This is a genomic window from Psychrobacter sp. CX14 (assembly GCF_057396205.2).
This window is the reverse complement of record NZ_CM183187.1, coordinates 514120-531648: the sequence shown is the minus strand read 5'-3', so window position 1 is coordinate 531648 and position 17529 is coordinate 514120. Positions and strand designations below refer to the sequence as shown.

General features: G+C 45.5%; 5 protein-coding genes, 4 tRNA genes and 7 rRNA genes. 2 read left to right on the top strand and 14 right to left on the bottom strand.

Features of this window, described 5'->3' with window-relative positions; genetic code table 11:
- Positions 1–266: 266 nt before the first annotated feature.
- On the top strand, positions 267–1049 hold the full coding sequence (budC, locus tag AC2SLO_RS02295) for a meso-2,3-butanediol dehydrogenase (protein WP_486543854.1): 783 nt from the start codon (positions 267–269) through the stop codon (positions 1047–1049).
- Between the two features lie 94 nt (positions 1050–1143).
- Here budC and AC2SLO_RS02290 read toward each other — a convergent pair whose 3' ends face one another.
- The 3 genes from AC2SLO_RS02290 to AC2SLO_RS02280 all read right to left on the bottom strand — a co-directional run bounded on the left by AC2SLO_RS02290 (position 1144) and on the right by AC2SLO_RS02280 (position 4560).
- Positions 1144–1812 carry a lysophospholipid acyltransferase family protein gene (locus tag AC2SLO_RS02290; RefSeq protein WP_486543855.1) on the bottom strand — a complete coding sequence of 223 codons (669 nt, stop codon included), beginning with the start codon at positions 1810–1812 and terminating at the stop codon, positions 1144–1146.
- 64 nt (positions 1813–1876) lie between these two features.
- On the bottom strand, positions 1877–3766 hold the full coding sequence (gene parE / locus AC2SLO_RS02285; protein WP_486543856.1) for a DNA topoisomerase IV subunit B: 1890 nt from the start codon (positions 3764–3766) through the stop codon (positions 1877–1879).
- A 170-nt stretch (positions 3767–3936) separates the two neighbouring features.
- Positions 3937–4560 carry a YqiA/YcfP family alpha/beta fold hydrolase gene (locus AC2SLO_RS02280; protein ID WP_486543857.1) on the bottom strand — a complete coding sequence of 208 codons (624 nt, stop codon included), beginning with the start codon at positions 4558–4560 and terminating at the stop codon, positions 3937–3939.
- A 122-nt stretch (positions 4561–4682) separates the two neighbouring features.
- Between AC2SLO_RS02280 and AC2SLO_RS02275 the strand changes: the two genes are divergently transcribed.
- Entirely contained in the window at positions 4683–4943 is a 261-nt protein-coding gene (locus tag AC2SLO_RS02275; RefSeq protein ID WP_486543858.1) for a DUF1289 domain-containing protein, read from the top strand.
- Between the two features lie 276 nt (positions 4944–5219).
- Here AC2SLO_RS02275 and rrf (AC2SLO_RS02270) read toward each other — a convergent pair.
- The 11 genes from rrf (AC2SLO_RS02270) to rrf (AC2SLO_RS02220) form a co-directional block, all read right to left on the bottom strand.
- Positions 5220–5333 (bottom strand): 5S ribosomal RNA (gene rrf, locus AC2SLO_RS02270).
- Positions 5334–5483: 150 nt separating this feature from the next.
- Positions 5484–8336 (bottom strand): 23S ribosomal RNA (locus AC2SLO_RS02265).
- A 309-nt stretch (positions 8337–8645) separates the two neighbouring features.
- A tRNA-Ala gene (locus tag AC2SLO_RS02260) sits at positions 8646–8721 on the bottom strand.
- 86 nt (positions 8722–8807) lie between these two features.
- Positions 8808–8884, bottom strand: a tRNA-Ile gene (locus AC2SLO_RS02255).
- A gap of 66 nt (positions 8885–8950) precedes the next feature.
- Positions 8951–10487 (bottom strand): 16S ribosomal RNA (locus AC2SLO_RS02250).
- Positions 10488–11362: 875 nt separating this feature from the next.
- Positions 11363–11476 (bottom strand): 5S ribosomal RNA (gene rrf / locus AC2SLO_RS02245).
- Between the two features lie 150 nt (positions 11477–11626).
- A 23S ribosomal RNA gene (locus AC2SLO_RS02240) occupies positions 11627–14479 on the bottom strand.
- Positions 14480–14788: 309 nt separating this feature from the next.
- Positions 14789–14864: transfer RNA gene (locus AC2SLO_RS02235), tRNA-Ala, on the bottom strand.
- An 86-nt stretch (positions 14865–14950) separates the two neighbouring features.
- Positions 14951–15027, bottom strand: a tRNA-Ile gene (locus AC2SLO_RS02230).
- Positions 15028–15093: 66 nt separating this feature from the next.
- Positions 15094–16630: ribosomal RNA gene (locus tag AC2SLO_RS02225) — 16S ribosomal RNA — on the bottom strand.
- 715 nt (positions 16631–17345) lie between these two features.
- Positions 17346–17459: ribosomal RNA gene (gene rrf, locus AC2SLO_RS02220) — 5S ribosomal RNA — on the bottom strand.
- Together the 16S, 23S and 5S rRNA genes with 4 tRNA genes alongside form the textbook arrangement of a ribosomal RNA operon.
- Between the last annotated feature and the right edge of the window lie 70 nt (positions 17460–17529).

The window sequence follows — 17529 nt, the reverse complement described above, 5'->3', positions numbered from 1 at the left end:
TTTGCATCCTGACTATCATAAATATATGAGACAGATAAAACATCAAAATAGTAATTAAGATAAAAACCATAAGCTTATGCCTACAATTAGATAGTAAGCGATTATATGCAAGACCTAAGCGGCCTTAGCGAACTTAACGCAGCAACTGCTCTCAATGATGGGCTATATTACATAACTCAGTCACACCAATGGTTGCTAAGCCCGCTGATTATTGTCAAAATTCTATTGAGAATCATGATTTTAAAATTATAAGGCAAGGTATTCATATGAAACGCTTTAAAGAGAAGACTGTTATTGTTACTGGTGCAGGTTCTGGCATTGGACGTGCTACTGCGCTTAGATTCGCACAAGAAGGCGCAAAAGTGGCCTTAGTAGGCCGTACACAAGAAACGTTAGAGGAAACCGCAGCTGAGTTCCCAGAGGACCATACCTTTATTCATACAGACAATCATCTAACGGTCACTTGTGACATTAGTGATAAAAGTCAAGTCAAAGCCATGGTCGATCACGTGGTCAAGAAATTCGGTCATATTGATGTCGTGGTTAATAACGCCGGCAAATCAGCCATGGGCAAAATCACAGAGCTGTCTCAAGAAGACTGGCAAGCAGCTATCGATGTAAACCTAAACGGTACTTTTTATGTGTGCCAAGCGGTAATGCCAGAGCTGATTAAATCTAAAGGTAATATCGTCAACGTGTCCTCTGTATCAGGTTTAGGCGGTGATTGGAATATGGCTGCTTATAATGCTTCAAAAGCAGGGGTTACTAACCTAACACGTACCTTGGCCTTGGACCATGGCCCGGATGGCGTTCGTGTTAACGCGGTTAATCCAAGTCTGACCCGCACCGATATGACCACTAATATTCAACAAGATGATGCGAAGACCAATGCCTTTAACTCGCGCTGTCCATTAGGCCGTATTATTTCTCCTGAAGATATTGCAGCAGCCATTACCTTCTTAGCCAGCGAAGATGCTGCTATGATTACTGGTGTAAATCTGCCTGTCGATGGTGGTATCAGCGCCTCAAATGGTCATCCTGCCTTTTAGATAATTGGTAACCTTTAAACAAAAAAAAGGCGAATTCCTACTATTATCAAGTAAGAACTCGCCTTTTTTTATACTCAAAATTTAACGTCATTCGTTATTCGTTATTCAAATCCTGCAGTACTTTCGACATCTTTTTAGGATGTTTAGGTACAACACCTTTATACTGCTGAATGATTTTAGTCATATCAGCGTCTATGTCACCCGTTGGTTCCACTGGGGTCATAAAGCGAATTTCTTTGGTCTTATAATCTAAAGCAACCGGTATAATCGGAACATTCGCCCCTTCTGCAATGTAATAAAATCCTGTCTTTAACTTCTCTGAAAATTCTCGCGTGCCTTCTGGTGCTAGGCCCAAATGCAGTTTGGAGCTTGCATTAAAATGATCAATAGTTGACTGCAAGACTGACCCTTTATCATCACGATCAATAGGAATAACTCCTGCCCATGTCAGAAACTTACCCATTGCTGGGTTTTTAAATAAGCTTTTTTTACCCATCAAACTCATGTCTAAATCTAAGGCCAATAGAGTCGGTATGGAATAAAGCGCATCAATGTTTGATGTATGTGGCAATGCCAAATAAAGCGCCTTGGGAACATCAGGCACTGAGCCCACAATTCTCCAACCTAGCACCTTTAAAAATAAATGGGCTGCAGGCGGTATGAGACGACTACCGCGTCTGGGTACCTGTTTACCTAATTTTTTTCGAGTTAGCTGTGGTAATTTACTCCTAGATACGGCCTTTACCTTATCTTTGTTTAGCATAGGATGTCCTTATAATTGATAGTCTTTATTATTAGTTAAGATAATCTGCGTCCATTCTTTTTGGCTATACCAAAATCTCTGCAAGGTCACCTTTGCTCTCAAGCCATGCTTTACGATCTGAAGCACGTTTTTTAGCCAATAGCATATCCATCATACTATTGGTCAGCTGCATATCATCCATATCTAGCTGTACTAAACGTCGTGTATCTGGACTCATAGTCGTCTCACGCAGCTGTTCTGCACTCATCTCACCCAAGCCTTTAAATCGGGTAATTTGTGGCTTTTTATTACTTGGCACATTGCCTAGAATATGATCAAGTTCACTCTCATCCAAGGCGTAATGCACCTCTTTACCAATATCAATTCGATATAATGGCGGCATGGCCACGAACAAATGACCTGAATCCACAAGCGCAGGGAAATGCTTCACAAACAGCGCGCAAATAAGGGTCGCAATATGCAGACCATCAGAATCCGCATCAGCTAAGATACAAATCTTGTCGTAACGTAGCTCAGATAAATCATCAGATGCTGGGTCAACACCAATGGCAATGGCAATATCATGAATCTCACGACTTGAAAGTACGGTATCAGGTGACACTTCCCATGTATTTAAAATCTTACCACGCAGCGGTAAAATAGCCTGAAAATGACGGTCTCTAGCCTGTTTAGCACTACCACCTGCTGAATCACCCTCCACCAAGAATAACTCAGCACCATCACGAACACCGCCGCGACAATCAGCAAGCTTACCAGGCAGTGCAGGACCTTGTGTAATCTTTTTACGCGCGACCTTTTTAGCAGATTTTAAGCGTTTGCCTGCTTTAGAGATAGCCAATTCCGCAATCTGGGTACCCAGTTCTGCATTTTGATTTAACCACAGACTGAAGGCATCTTTCGCTTGCACTTGAACCGCTGCCGCTGCTTCTCGACTCGATAAACGCTCCTTTGTCTGGCCTGAGAATTGCGGCTCACTAAATTTAAGCGATAGGATATAGTTTATGCCATCCCAAACATCCTCACCAGTCAATTTAACATTTCGCGGCAATAGATTATGAATCTCACAAAACTCACGTAGGGCCTCTAAAATACCAGTACGCAGACCATTAACGTGTGTACCGCCTTGCGCTGTTGGAATCAAGTTAACATAGCTTTCTTGAACCGGATTACCACCCTCTGGTAGCCATGACAAAGCAAAAGTAATACCTGCACGTTCCCCTTCTTTGGCATCATATGAGAAGTAGAAAGGATCAGGTGGCAATGTCTCTAAACCATCAAGCTGTTCATTAAGATATTCGACAACACCATCAGCGAATTGCCAGACAACCTTGTCATTATTAATTTCATCATAAAACTCAATCAATAGTCCAGCAGCCAGTACCGCTTTTGCCTTTAGATTGTGCTTTAGTTGTTTAACACTAAATTTAGGGTTATCAAAGAAACTCTCATCGACCCAGAAACGGACCTTAGTCCCTTTTTTACGCTTATTAGAGCTTACTGATTCGGTTAACTTAGTAATGGGTGCACCGTTCTCAAAAGCAATATCATACTGAATGCCATCGCGCCAAACGGTCACCTCAACACGCTTAGAGAGCGCATTAACCACCGAAATACCAACACCATGCAGACCACCAGAGACCTGATAGTTATTGGTATTAAATTTACCGCCAGCATGCAAACGCGTTAGGATAATCTCAATACCCGTTTGCTTAAACTCAGGATGAATATCGGTTGGCATACCACGCCCGTCATCCTCAACGGATAAAGAGCCGTCTTGATGCAGCTGCACCTTAATACTTTTCGCATGCCCTGCTAACGCTTCATCCACAGAGTTATCGATAACTTCTTGAGCCAAATGATTTGGGCGCGTGGTATCCGTGTACATACCGGGACGACGACGAACTGGCTCAAGCCCTTCTAAGACTTCAAGTGATTGAGCGGTATATTTACTCACGATATTATCCTTTGCTTAACTAAGCTTGTTATTGTTTCAATACCCCTATTATAACGAATATCAGCAGAATAGTTGTTTCAGTATCATAATTAACGACAGCCTTTGACGTATGTTTTTTAATGTATTTGCTACAGCTAACATGACTAGCCTTTTAAGTTAAGACAGAAATACTATTCAACGAGTTTCAAAACCTCTGATACTATAAAAGGCAGCTGTTGTTCAAAATCAGTCATACGGTGATCGCCCCCTGGTTGCAAATTAACATTGGCGCCTTGAGAGCGGTAGAAGTCTGCTGCAATTGTTGGGTCTAATAATTCATCGCCTTCTTTGATGAGTGCATATACGCGTTGCGGATTATTAACATTTTGCAGTTTATGAGCGTTAAACCAGCTTAAGTCGTTAAATGTAATATTCCATCCACCCGTCGTATTATAAATGACTGTATCAAGCGACTGATCAGCATTTAACTCTACATTTTCATCAACAAAGCGCTGTAGGCTAATATGAGGCTGCGTACTAGGATTGAGTAAAAATGCAGGGCAACCGGTCTTATTACTCACTAAGGTCGAAAAATAGCTGCCTAGGGAGCTACCGATTATTACAACCTTTTCGTTATCAGCTCTAGCTTGCTCAACATAGTCACATAAGTGCTTAAGAACCTGTTCGGGTGATTTATTTAAATCAGGGCGTATAACCTTAATATCTTGATGATATTGCTGGCAGTAGTCTTCTAATAAGACACCTTTTACCGAATTTGCAGAGCTGTCTAGCCCATGTGCATAAACTATTATCATAGTAATCTCCTTATCTCATGAATGATTAATCAAGATAATAAGCTATTATGGACTTATGCTAAACTTAATAAATATTAAATGCTTATTCCTTTTTTGATGAGCCACGGACTGGTAAACGACTCATGCTTAACCAAATCGAACTTTTTGAAATCCCAAACCCTTGCATCGGGGTCTGTCAAAGCAATAAAAAAGGATATTGTTTTGGATGCCTGCGTAGTCGTCAGGAGCGTCAGCTGTGGCTAAAAATGAGTAACGAAGAAAAACGCGAAGTACTAAGACTCATCACAGGACGAAAACAACGAATTAAAAGTATGAGACAGCGTCAGAAAAAACAGCTTAGTCTTGAATTAGAACCAGATATGATACCTGGGGATTTGTTCTAAAGCTTTTATGAGTTCTAAATTATCTAATATCAGTATGAATTTTCTAAAAATTAAAAACTATGTCCAAGAAAAAGCCCCCATTCAAATTAATGAATAGGGGCTTTTAAGGTATAGGGAGCTGACGATGACCTGAGCGAGGATATAGTCAAAGCACTGCTTTGACCCGAGCGCAAGAGAAAATCCCTTAATGGGGATTTTCTGTATAGTAGGTCACAACAAATTTTAGATAAAAAAAGAGCCACCTAAATATTAGGTGACTCTTTTTTAGGTATAGGGAGCTGACGATGACCTACTCTCACATGGGCGAACCACACTACCATTGGCGCTACGATGTTTCACTTCTGAGTTCGAGAAGGGATCAGGTGGTTCCATCGTGCTATTGTCGTCAGCAAAGGGGGTATAGATATGAGTTGGTTAAGTGTTAGCTTAACTTTGTGTTGACTAGTATATCAAGAACCTGAATCAATGTATTATCAGGATGATATCGAAATAATTGGCTGTCTCTGTTTTATCAGAGCTACAAAACCACTTGGGTGTTGTATGGTCAAGCCAAACGAGCAATTAGTACAGGTTAGCTACACGCATCACTGCGCTTCCACACCCTGCCTATCAACGTTGTAGTCTTCAACGGCTCTTAAGGGAAATCTAATCTTGAGGTTGGCTTCCCGCTTAGATGCTTTCAGCGGTTATCCAATCCGAACGTAGCTACCGGGCAATGCCATTGGCATGACAACCCGAACACCAGCGGTTCGTCCACTCTGGTCCTCTCGTACTAGGAGCAGATCCTCTCAAATTTCCAACGCCCACGGTAGATAGGGACCGAACTGTCTCACGACGTTCTAAACCCAGCTCGCGTACCTCTTTAAATGGCGAACAGCCATACCCTTAGGACCTGCTTCAGCCCTAGGATGAGATGAGCCGACATCGAGGTGCCAAACACCGCCGTCGATATGAACTCTTGGGCGGTATCAGCCTGTTATCCCCAGAGTACCTTTTATCCGTTGAGCGATGGCCCTTCCATACAGAACCACCGGATCACTAAGACCTACTTTCGTACCTGCTCGACTTGTGGGTCTCGCAGTTAAGCGCGCTTTTGCCTTTATACTCTATGAACGATTTCCGACCGTTCTGAGCGCACCTTCGTACTCCTCCGTTACTCTTTAGGAGGAGACCGCCCCAGTCAAACTACCCACCATACATTGTCCTCGGTATTGTTATACCTGAGTTAGAACCCCAACATGACCAGGGTGGTATTTCAAGGTTGGCTCCACAAATACTGGCGTATCTGCTTCAAAGCCTCCCACCTATCCTGCACAAGTCAGGTCAAAGTTCAATGTAAAGCTGTAGTAAAGGTTCACGGGGTCTTTCCGTCTAGCCGCGGGTACACAGCATCTTCACTGCGATTTCGATTTCACTGAGTCTCTGCTGGAGACAGCGCTGCCATCATTATGCCATTCGTGCAGGTCGGAACTTACCCGACAAGGAATTTCGCTACCTTAGGACCGTTATAGTTACGGCCGCCGTTTACTGGGGCTTCGATCAAGACCTTCGCATACGCTAAGCCCATCAATTAACCTTCCAGCACCGGGCAGGCATCACACCCTATACGTCCACTTTCGTGTTTGCAGAGTGCTGTGTTTTTAATAAACAGTTGCAGCAGCCTGGTATCTGCGACTGTCAATAGCTTACGGAGCAAGTCCTTCACCATCGACAGCGTACCTTCTCCCGAAGTTACGGTACCATTTTGCCTAGTTCCTTCAGCAGAGTTCTCTCAAGCGCCTTGGTATTCTCTACCTGATCACCTGTGTCGGTTTAGGGTACGATTCGTTTATGACTATCGTTTAGAAGCTTTTCCTGGAAGCATGGTATTTGCCACTTCGCTGTACAAGTACAGCTTGCTATCAGATCTCAGTATTAACAGCCCGGATTTACCTAAGCCGTCTACCTACATCCTTTCACTCAGACAACCATCGCTGAGCTGGCATAACCTTCTCCGTCCCTCCATCACATCATAAACAAGTATCAGAATATTAACTGATTTCCCATCGACTACGCCTTTCGGCCTCGCCTTAGGGGTCGACTCACCCAGCCCCGATTAACGTTGGACTGGAACCCTTGATCTTCCGGCGTGGATGCTTTTCACACCCATTATCGTTACTCACGTCAGCATTCGCTCTTGTGATACCTCCAGCATGCCTTACGACACACCTTCACAGGCTTACACAACGCTCCCCTACCACTTGAAACATGTTCAAATCCGCAGCTTCGGCTCCTAGTTTGAGCCCCGTTACATCTTCCGCGCGGGCCGACTCGACTAGTGAGCTATTACGCTTTCTTTAAAGGATGGCTGCTTCTAAGCCAACCTCCTAGCTGTCTATGCCTTCCCACTTCGTTTCCCACTTAACTAGGAATTTGGGGCCTTAGCTGGCGGTCTGGGTTGTTTCCCTCTCCACGATGGACGTTAGCACCCACCGTGTGTCTCCCGGATATCACTCATCGGTATTCGGAGTTTGCATCGGTTTGGTAAGTCGGTATGACCCCCTAGCCGAAACAGTGCTCTACCCCCAATGGTGTTCGTCCGAGGCGCTACCTAAATAGCTTTCGGGGAGAACCAGCTATCACCGAGTTTGATTAGCCTTTCACCCCTATCCACAAGTCATCCCCTAGCTTTTCAACGATAGTGGGTTCGGTCCTCCGGTGCCTGTTACGGCACTTTCAACCTGCTCATGGATAGATCACTCGGTTTCGGGTCTATACCCTGCAACTAATTCGCCCTATTAAGACTCGGTTTCCCTACGGCTCCCCTAATGGTTAACCTTGCTACAGAATATAAGTCGCTGACCCATTATACAAAAGGTACGCGGTCACGGATCAAGTCCGCTCCCACTGCTTGTACGCACACGGTTTCAGGTTCTATTTCACTCCCCTCACAGGGGTTCTTTTCGCCTTTCCCTCACGGTACTGGTTCACTATCGGTCAGTCAGGAGTATTTAGCCTTGGAGGATGGTCCCCCCATCTTCATACAGGATTTCTCGTGTCCCGCACTACTTAATATGCTTGCATTTATGTTTCGAATACGGGGCTATCACCCACTATGGCCAGTTTTCCCACACTGTTCTTCTACATAAAATTAAGTCGGCTCCTCCCCGTTCGCTCGCCGCTACTAGGGGAATCTCTATTGATGTCTTTTCCTAAGGGTACTGAGATGTTTCACTTCCCCTCGTTCGCTTCCTAATAAATTAGGATACCTAACTTACGTTAGGTGGGTTTCCCCATTCAGAAATCTCCGGATCGCAGGTTATTGCCACCTCCCCGAAGCTTATCGCAGGCTGTCACGTCTTTCATCGCCTCTGACTGCCAAGGCATCCACCATGTGCGCTTAATTACTTGACCATACAACCCCAAAGGGTCTTTGTCAGCAATTATAACGATATCACCTTGATAATTTACGCTTGATTCAGTTCTCTTTACTTTGTAACCAACCTCTTGGGATAACAACTGATGTCGTTAAAGAGGTTGGTTACTGGTTGACACCTAAACGTGAAAGATTAGGTATCAACCGTATTACAACTCATATCTATGTTTTTAAATAATAATAACGCTGTCATCCAGTCGTCATATGCTTTCTGTATAAAACAGAAGTAAGTAATCAGTAATCACTTAATTCTGGTTTATCTATTACTCTTAATCTGTATCACCAAATGGTGGAGCCAAGGAGAGTCGAACTCCTGACCTCCTGCGTGCAAGGCAGGCGCTCTACCAGCTGAGCTATGGCCCCTGAGAAGCGTGAAGAAATGTGCTGGGAGCACATTTTAGCTTCGCAAGAGAAAATCTGTGATTTTCTAGTGCTTTCCGTATGATAAGTGGTGGGTCTGATAAGACTTGAACTTATGACCCCCGCGTTATCAACACGGTGCTCTAACCAGCTGAGCTACAGACCCTGAGCTTAAAGCTTACTAAAACCAAAGAACAACTTGTTGTGAATTCTTGCTGACCGGATGCGTCAATAAGGAGGTGATCCAGCCGCAGGTTCCCCTACGGCTACCTTGTTACGACTTCACCCCAGTCATCAACCACACCGTGGTGAGCGCCATCCTAAAAGGTTAGGCTACCCACTTCTGGTGCAATCAACTCCCATGGTGTGACGGGCGGTGTGTACAAGGCCCGGGAACGTATTCACCGCGGCATTCTGATCCGCGATTACTAGCGATTCCGACTTCATGGAGTCGAGTTGCAGACTCCAATCTGGACTACGATAGGCTTTTTGAGATTCGCATCACATCGCTGTGTAGCAGCCCTCTGTACCTACCATTGTAGCACGTGTGTAGCCCTGGTCGTAAGGGCCATGATGACTTGACGTCGTCCCCGCCTTCCTCCAGTTTGTCACTGGCAGTATCCTTAGAGTCCCCGGCCGAACCGCTGGTAACTAAGGAAAAGGGTTGCGCTCGTTGCGGGACTTAACCCAACATCTCACGACACGAGCTGACGACAGCCATGCAGCACCTGTATTCTAATTCCCGAAGGCACTCCCGCATCTCTGCAGGATTCTAGATATGTCAAGACCAGGTAAGGTTCTTCGCGTTGCATCGAATTAAACCACATGCTCCACCGCTTGTGCGGGCCCCCGTCAATTCATTTGAGTTTTAACCTTGCGGCCGTACTCCCCAGGCGGTCTACTTATTGCGTTAGCTGCGTCACTAAGGGATCAAGTCCCCCAACGACTAGTAGACATCGTTTACGGCGTGGACTACCAGGGTATCTAATCCTGTTTGCTACCCACGCTTTCGAACCTCAGTGTCAGTATGATGCCAGGAGGCTGCCTTCGCCATCGGTATTCCTTCAGATCTCTACGCATTTCACCGCTACACCTGAAATTCTACCTCCCTCTCACCTACTCTAGCTCACCAGTATCAGATGCAGTTCCCAGGTTAAGCCCGGGGATTTCACATCTGACTTAATAAGCCACCTACGCTCGCTTTACGCCCAGTAATTCCGATTAACGCTTGCACCCTCTGTATTACCGCGGCTGCTGGCACAGAGTTAGCCGGTGCTTATTCTGCAGCTAATGTCATCGCTTATGGGTATTAACCATAAGGTCTTCTTCACTGCTTAAAGTGCTTTACAACCAAAAGGCCTTCTTCACACACGCGGCATGGCTGGATCAGGGTTGCCCCCATTGTCCAATATTCCCCACTGCTGCCTCCCGTAGGAGTCCGGACCGTGTCTCAGTTCCGGTGTGGCTGATCATCCTCTCAGACCAGCTACAGATCGTCGCCTTGGTAGGCCTTTACCCCACCAACTAGCTAATCCGACTTAGGCTCATCCAATAGCGAGAGCGCAAGCGCCCCCTTTTCCCCGTAGGGTGTATGCGGTATTAATACGAGTTTCCCCGTGCTATCCCCCACTACTGGGCAGATTCCTAAGTATTACTCACCCGTCCGCCGCTCGACGCCTGATAGCAAGCTATCATCGTTTCCGCTCGACTTGCATGTGTTAAGCCTGCCGCCAGCGTTCAATCTGAGCCATGATCAAACTCTTCAGTTTAATCTTGCTATGAAGTCCTTTAAAGAGACTTCTAAACTTGGCTCATCCTATTACTAGCAAATTTGCTTTCCGTATGTTTCATATAATGAATTAACTTCGAGTTTCTTTACTAATTAAAGAATGATAATTTTTATAGTTAGTCACTACCCCGATAAGAGATAGCCCCAACTTTAATTTTTAGCATCCTAAATCAGCAAAAATCCACACAAGTTGTTCTTTGATTTTAGCTTTTAAATAGTTGACTTATCGCGTCATCCGCGGTAAGTTTAACACTAAGATAAGTTTAAGCAATTTACGTTCTTACTTAGCGAGCCATTCAGTATATCACTTTTTCGATTCCTGTCAAGCTTTTGTTCTAATTCGTTTCATTCAGGTAACACGAACCAATCTTTCAATTGGCAATCTCGTTGTCCCGATGAGGTGCGTATTATAGACGCTTTAATTATTTAGTCAAGAGCTTTTTTAAAGTTTTTCAATTCTTTATCCGCTTCGCTTACGCTAGGCTTTCTCTTGAACAGGTAGCGTATTATATAGACTATTAGAGCAAGGTCAAGGGTTTGTTTTTATTTAATTTATTGACTCAAATCTGCTACTTGGACCAGCTAAAATGACACCTAAATAATCAACTTTTAATAACTTCTAGCTAAATAATAAAACCATGCAAAAGAAAAAGCCCCCATTCAAATTAATGAATAGGGGCTTTTAAGGTATAGGGAGCTGACGATGACCTGAGCGAGGATATAGTCAAAGCACTGCTTTGACCCGAGCGCAAGAGAAAATCCCTTAATGGGGATTTTCTGTATAGTAGGTCACAACAAATTTTAGATAAAAAAAGAGCCACCTAAATATTAGGTGACTCTTTTTTAGGTATAGGGAGCTGACGATGACCTACTCTCACATGGGCGAACCACACTACCATTGGCGCTACGATGTTTCACTTCTGAGTTCGAGAAGGGATCAGGTGGTTCCATCGTGCTATTGTCGTCAGCAAAGGGGGTATAGATATGAGTTAGTTAAGTGTTAGCTTAACTTTGTGTTGACTAGTATATCAAGAACCTGAATCAATGTATTATCAGGATGATATCGAAATAATTGGCTGTCTCTGTTTTATCAGAGCTACAAAACCACTTGGGTGTTGTATGGTCAAGCCAAACGAGCAATTAGTACAGGTTAGCTACACGCATCACTGCGCTTCCACACCCTGCCTATCAACGTTGTAGTCTTCAACGGCTCTTAAGGGAAATCTAATCTTGAGGTTGGCTTCCCGCTTAGATGCTTTCAGCGGTTATCCAATCCGAACGTAGCTACCGGGCAATGCCATTGGCATGACAACCCGAACACCAGCGGTTCGTCCACTCTGGTCCTCTCGTACTAGGAGCAGATCCTCTCAAATTTCCAACGCCCACGGTAGATAGGGACCGAACTGTCTCACGACGTTCTAAACCCAGCTCGCGTACCTCTTTAAATGGCGAACAGCCATACCCTTAGGACCTGCTTCAGCCCTAGGATGAGATGAGCCGACATCGAGGTGCCAAACACCGCCGTCGATATGAACTCTTGGGCGGTATCAGCCTGTTATCCCCAGAGTACCTTTTATCCGTTGAGCGATGGCCCTTCCATACAGAACCACCGGATCACTAAGACCTACTTTCGTACCTGCTCGACTTGTGGGTCTCGCAGTTAAGCGCGCTTTTGCCTTTATACTCTATGAACGATTTCCGACCGTTCTGAGCGCACCTTCGTACTCCTCCGTTACTCTTTAGGAGGAGACCGCCCCAGTCAAACTACCCACCATACATTGTCCTCGGTATTGTTATACCTGAGTTAGAACCCCAACATGACCAGGGTGGTATTTCAAGGTTGGCTCCACAAATACTGGCGTATCTGCTTCAAAGCCTCCCACCTATCCTGCACAAGTCAGGTCAAAGTTCAATGTAAAGCTGTAGTAAAGGTTCACGGGGTCTTTCCGTCTAGCCGCGGGTACACAGCATCTTCACTGCGATTTCGATTTCACTGAGTCTCTGCTGGAGACAGCGCTGCCATCATTATGCCATTCGTGCAGGTCGGAACTTACCCGACAAGGAATTTCGCTACCTTAGGACCGTTATAGTTACGGCCGCCGTTTACTGGGGCTTCGATCAAGACCTTCGCATACGCTAAGCCCATCAATTAACCTTCCAGCACCGGGCAGGCATCACACCCTATACGTCCACTTTCGTGTTTGCAGAGTGCTGTGTTTTTAATAAACAGTTGCAGCAGCCTGGTATCTGCGACTGTCAATAGCTTACGGAGCAAGTCCTTCACCATCGACAGCGTACCTTCTCCCGAAGTTACGGTACCATTTTGCCTAGTTCCTTCAGCAGAGTTCTCTCAAGCGCCTTGGTATTCTCTACCTGATCACCTGTGTCGGTTTAGGGTACGATTCGTTTATGACTATCGTTTAGAAGCTTTTCCTGGAAGCATGGTATTTGCCACTTCGCTGTACAAGTACAGCTTGCTATCAGATCTCAGTATTAACAGCCCGGATTTACCTAAGCCGTCTACCTACATCCTTTCACTCAGACAACCATCGCTGAGCTGGCATAACCTTCTCCGTCCCTCCATCACATCATAAACAAGTATCAGAATATTAACTGATTTCCCATCGACTACGCCTTTCGGCCTCGCCTTAGGGGTCGACTCACCCAGCCCCGATTAACGTTGGACTGGAACCCTTGATCTTCCGGCGTGGATGCTTTTCACACCCATTATCGTTACTCACGTCAGCATTCGCTCTTGTGATACCTCCAGCATGCCTTACGACACACCTTCACAGGCTTACACAACGCTCCCCTACCACTTGAAACATGTTCAAATCCGCAGCTTCGGCTCCTAGTTTGAGCCCCGTTACATCTTCCGCGCGGGCCGACTCGACTAGTGAGCTATTACGCTTTCTTTAAAGGATGGCTGCTTCTAAGCCAACCTCCTAGCTGTCTATGCCTTCCCACTTCGTTTCCCACTTAACTAGGAATTTGGGGCCTTAGCTGGCGGTCTGGGTTGTTTCCCTCTCCACGATGGACGTTAGCACCCACCGTGTGTCTCCCGGATATCACTCATCGGTATTCGGAGTTTGCATCGGTTTGGTAAGTCGGTATGACCCCCTAGCCGAAACAGTGCTCTACCCCCAATGGTGTTCGTCCGAGGCGCTACCTAAATAGCTTTCGGGGAGAACCAGCTATCACCGAGTTTGATTAGCCTTTCACCCCTATCCACAAGTCATCCCCTAGCTTTTCAACGATAGTGGGTTCGGTCCTCCGGTGCCTGTTACGGCACTTTCAACCTGCTCATGGATAGATCACTCGGTTTCGGGTCTATACCCTGCAACTAATTCGCCCTATTAAGACTCGGTTTCCCTACGGCTCCCCTAATGGTTAACCTTGCTACAGAATATAAGTCGCTGACCCATTATACAAAAGGTACGCGGTCACGGATCAAGTCCGCTCCCACTGCTTGTACGCACACGGTTTCAGGTTCTATTTCACTCCCCTCACAGGGGTTCTTTTCGCCTTTCCCTCACGGTACTGGTTCACTATCGGTCAGTCAGGAGTATTTAGCCTTGGAGGATGGTCCCCCCATCTTCATACAGGATTTCTCGTGTCCCGCACTACTTAATATGCTTGCATTTATGTTTCGAATACGGGGCTATCACCCACTATGGCCAGTTTTCCCACACTGTTCTTCTACATAAAATTAAGTCGGCTCCTCCCCGTTCGCTCGCCGCTACTAGGGGAATCTCTATTGATGTCTTTTCCTAAGGGTACTGAGATGTTTCACTTCCCCTCGTTCGCTTCCTAATAAATTAGGATACCTAACTTACGTTAGGTGGGTTTCCCCATTCAGAAATCTCCGGATCGCAGGTTATTGCCACCTCCCCGAAGCTTATCGCAGGCTGTCACGTCTTTCATCGCCTCTGACTGCCAAGGCATCCACCATGTGCGCTTAATTACTTGACCATACAACCCCAAAGGGTCTTTGTCAGCAATTATAACGATATCACCTTGATAATTTACGCTTGATTCAGTTCTCTTTACTTTGTAACCAACCTCTTGGGATAACAACTGATGTCGTTAAAGAGGTTGGTTACTGGTTGACACCTAAACGTGAAAGATTAGGTATCAACCGTATTACAACTCATATCTATGTTTTTAAATAATAATAACGCTGTCATCCAGTCGTCATATGCTTTCTGTATAAAACAGAAGTAAGTAATCAGTAATCACTTAATTCTGGTTTATCTATTACTCTTAATCTGTATCACCAAATGGTGGAGCCAAGGAGAGTCGAACTCCTGACCTCCTGCGTGCAAGGCAGGCGCTCTACCAGCTGAGCTATGGCCCCTGAGAAGCGTGAAGAAATGTGCTGGGAGCACATTTTAGCTTCGCAAGAGAAAATCTGTGATTTTCTAGTGCTTTCCGTATGATAAGTGGTGGGTCTGATAAGACTTGAACTTATGACCCCCGCGTTATCAACACGGTGCTCTAACCAGCTGAGCTACAGACCCTGAGCTTAAAGCTTACTAAAACCAAAGAACAACTTGTTGTGAATTCTTGCTGACCGGATGCGTCAATAAGGAGGTGATCCAGCCGCAGGTTCCCCTACGGCTACCTTGTTACGACTTCACCCCAGTCATCAACCACACCGTGGTGAGCGCCATCCTAAAAGGTTAGGCTACCCACTTCTGGTGCAATCAACTCCCATGGTGTGACGGGCGGTGTGTACAAGGCCCGGGAACGTATTCACCGCGGCATTCTGATCCGCGATTACTAGCGATTCCGACTTCATGGAGTCGAGTTGCAGACTCCAATCTGGACTACGATAGGCTTTTTGAGATTCGCATCACATCGCTGTGTAGCAGCCCTCTGTACCTACCATTGTAGCACGTGTGTAGCCCTGGTCGTAAGGGCCATGATGACTTGACGTCGTCCCCGCCTTCCTCCAGTTTGTCACTGGCAGTATCCTTAGAGTCCCCGGCCGAACCGCTGGTAACTAAGGAAAAGGGTTGCGCTCGTTGCGGGACTTAACCCAACATCTCACGACACGAGCTGACGACAGCCATGCAGCACCTGTATTCTAATTCCCGAAGGCACTCCCGCATCTCTGCAGGATTCTAGATATGTCAAGACCAGGTAAGGTTCTTCGCGTTGCATCGAATTAAACCACATGCTCCACCGCTTGTGCGGGCCCCCGTCAATTCATTTGAGTTTTAACCTTGCGGCCGTACTCCCCAGGCGGTCTACTTATTGCGTTAGCTGCGTCACTAAGGGATCAAGTCCCCCAACGACTAGTAGACATCGTTTACGGCGTGGACTACCAGGGTATCTAATCCTGTTTGCTACCCACGCTTTCGAACCTCAGTGTCAGTATGATGCCAGGAGGCTGCCTTCGCCATCGGTATTCCTTCAGATCTCTACGCATTTCACCGCTACACCTGAAATTCTACCTCCCTCTCACCTACTCTAGCTCACCAGTATCAGATGCAGTTCCCAGGTTAAGCCCGGGGATTTCACATCTGACTTAATAAGCCACCTACGCTCGCTTTACGCCCAGTAATTCCGATTAACGCTTGCACCCTCTGTATTACCGCGGCTGCTGGCACAGAGTTAGCCGGTGCTTATTCTGCAGCTAATGTCATCGCTTATGGGTATTAACCATAAGGTCTTCTTCACTGCTTAAAGTGCTTTACAACCAAAAGGCCTTCTTCACACACGCGGCATGGCTGGATCAGGGTTGCCCCCATTGTCCAATATTCCCCACTGCTGCCTCCCGTAGGAGTCCGGACCGTGTCTCAGTTCCGGTGTGGCTGATCATCCTCTCAGACCAGCTACAGATCGTCGCCTTGGTAGGCCTTTACCCCACCAACTAGCTAATCCGACTTAGGCTCATCCAATAGCGAGAGCGCAAGCGCCCCCTTTTCCCCGTAGGGTGTATGCGGTATTAATACGAGTTTCCCCGTGCTATCCCCCACTACTGGGCAGATTCCTAAGTATTACTCACCCGTCCGCCGCTCGACGCCTGATAGCAAGCTACCATCGTTTCCGCTCGACTTGCATGTGTTAAGCCTGCCGCCAGCGTTCAATCTGAGCCATGATCAAACTCTTCAGTTTAATCTTGCTATGAAGTCCTTTAAAGAGACTTCTAAACTTGGCTCATCCTATTACTAGCAAATTTGCTTTCCGTATGTTTCATATAATGAATTAACTTCGAGTTTCTTTACTAATTAAAGAATGATAATTTTTATAGTTAGTCACTACCCCGATAAGAGATAGCCCCAACTTTAATTTTTAGCATCCTAAATCAGCAAAAATCCACACAAGTTGTTCTTTGATTTTAGCTTTTAAATAGTTGACTTATCGCGTCATCCGCGGTAAGTTTAACACTAAGATAAGTTTAAGCAATTTACGTTCTTACTTAGCGAGCCATTCAGTATATCACTTTTTCGATTCCTGTCAAGCTTTTGTTCTAATTCGTTTCATTCAGGTAACACGAACCAATCTTTCAATTGGCAATCTCGTTGTCCCGATGAGGTGCGTATTATAGACGCTTTAATTATTTAGTCAAGAGCTTTTTTAAAGTTTTTCAATTCTTTATCCGCTTCGCTTACGCTAGGCTTTCTCTTGAACAGGTAGCGTATTATATAGACTATTAGAGCAAGGTCAAGGGTTTGTTTTTATTTAATTTATTGACTCAAATCTGCTACTTGGACCAGCTAAAATGACACCTAAATAATCAACTTTTAATAACTTCTAGCTAAATAATAAAACCATGCAAAAGAAAAAGCCCCCATTCAAATTAATGAAAGGGGGCTTTTAGGGTATAGGGAGCTGACGATGACCTACTCTCACATGGGCGAACCACACTACCATTGGCGCTACGATGTTTCACTTCTGAGTTCGAGAAGGGATCAGGTGGTTCCATCGTGCTATTGTCGTCAGCAAAGGGGGTATAGATATGAGTTGGTTAAGTGTTAGCTTAACTTTGTGTTGACTAGTATATCAAGAACCTG

Excerpts from the sequence above, each read along its gene's own strand:
- budC (WP_486543854.1), top strand. The coding sequence starts at position 267 with ATGAAACGCTTTAAAGAGAAGACTGTTATTGTTACTGGTGCAGGTTCT.
- AC2SLO_RS02290 (WP_486543855.1), bottom strand. The coding sequence starts at position 1,812 with ATGCTAAACAAAGATAAGGTAAAGGCCGTATCTAGGAGTAAATTACCA.
- AC2SLO_RS02280 (WP_486543857.1), bottom strand. The coding sequence starts at position 4,560 with ATGATAATAGTTTATGCACATGGGCTAGACAGCTCTGCAAATTCGGTA.
- AC2SLO_RS02275 (WP_486543858.1), top strand. The coding sequence starts at position 4,683 with ATGCTTAACCAAATCGAACTTTTTGAAATCCCAAACCCTTGCATCGGG.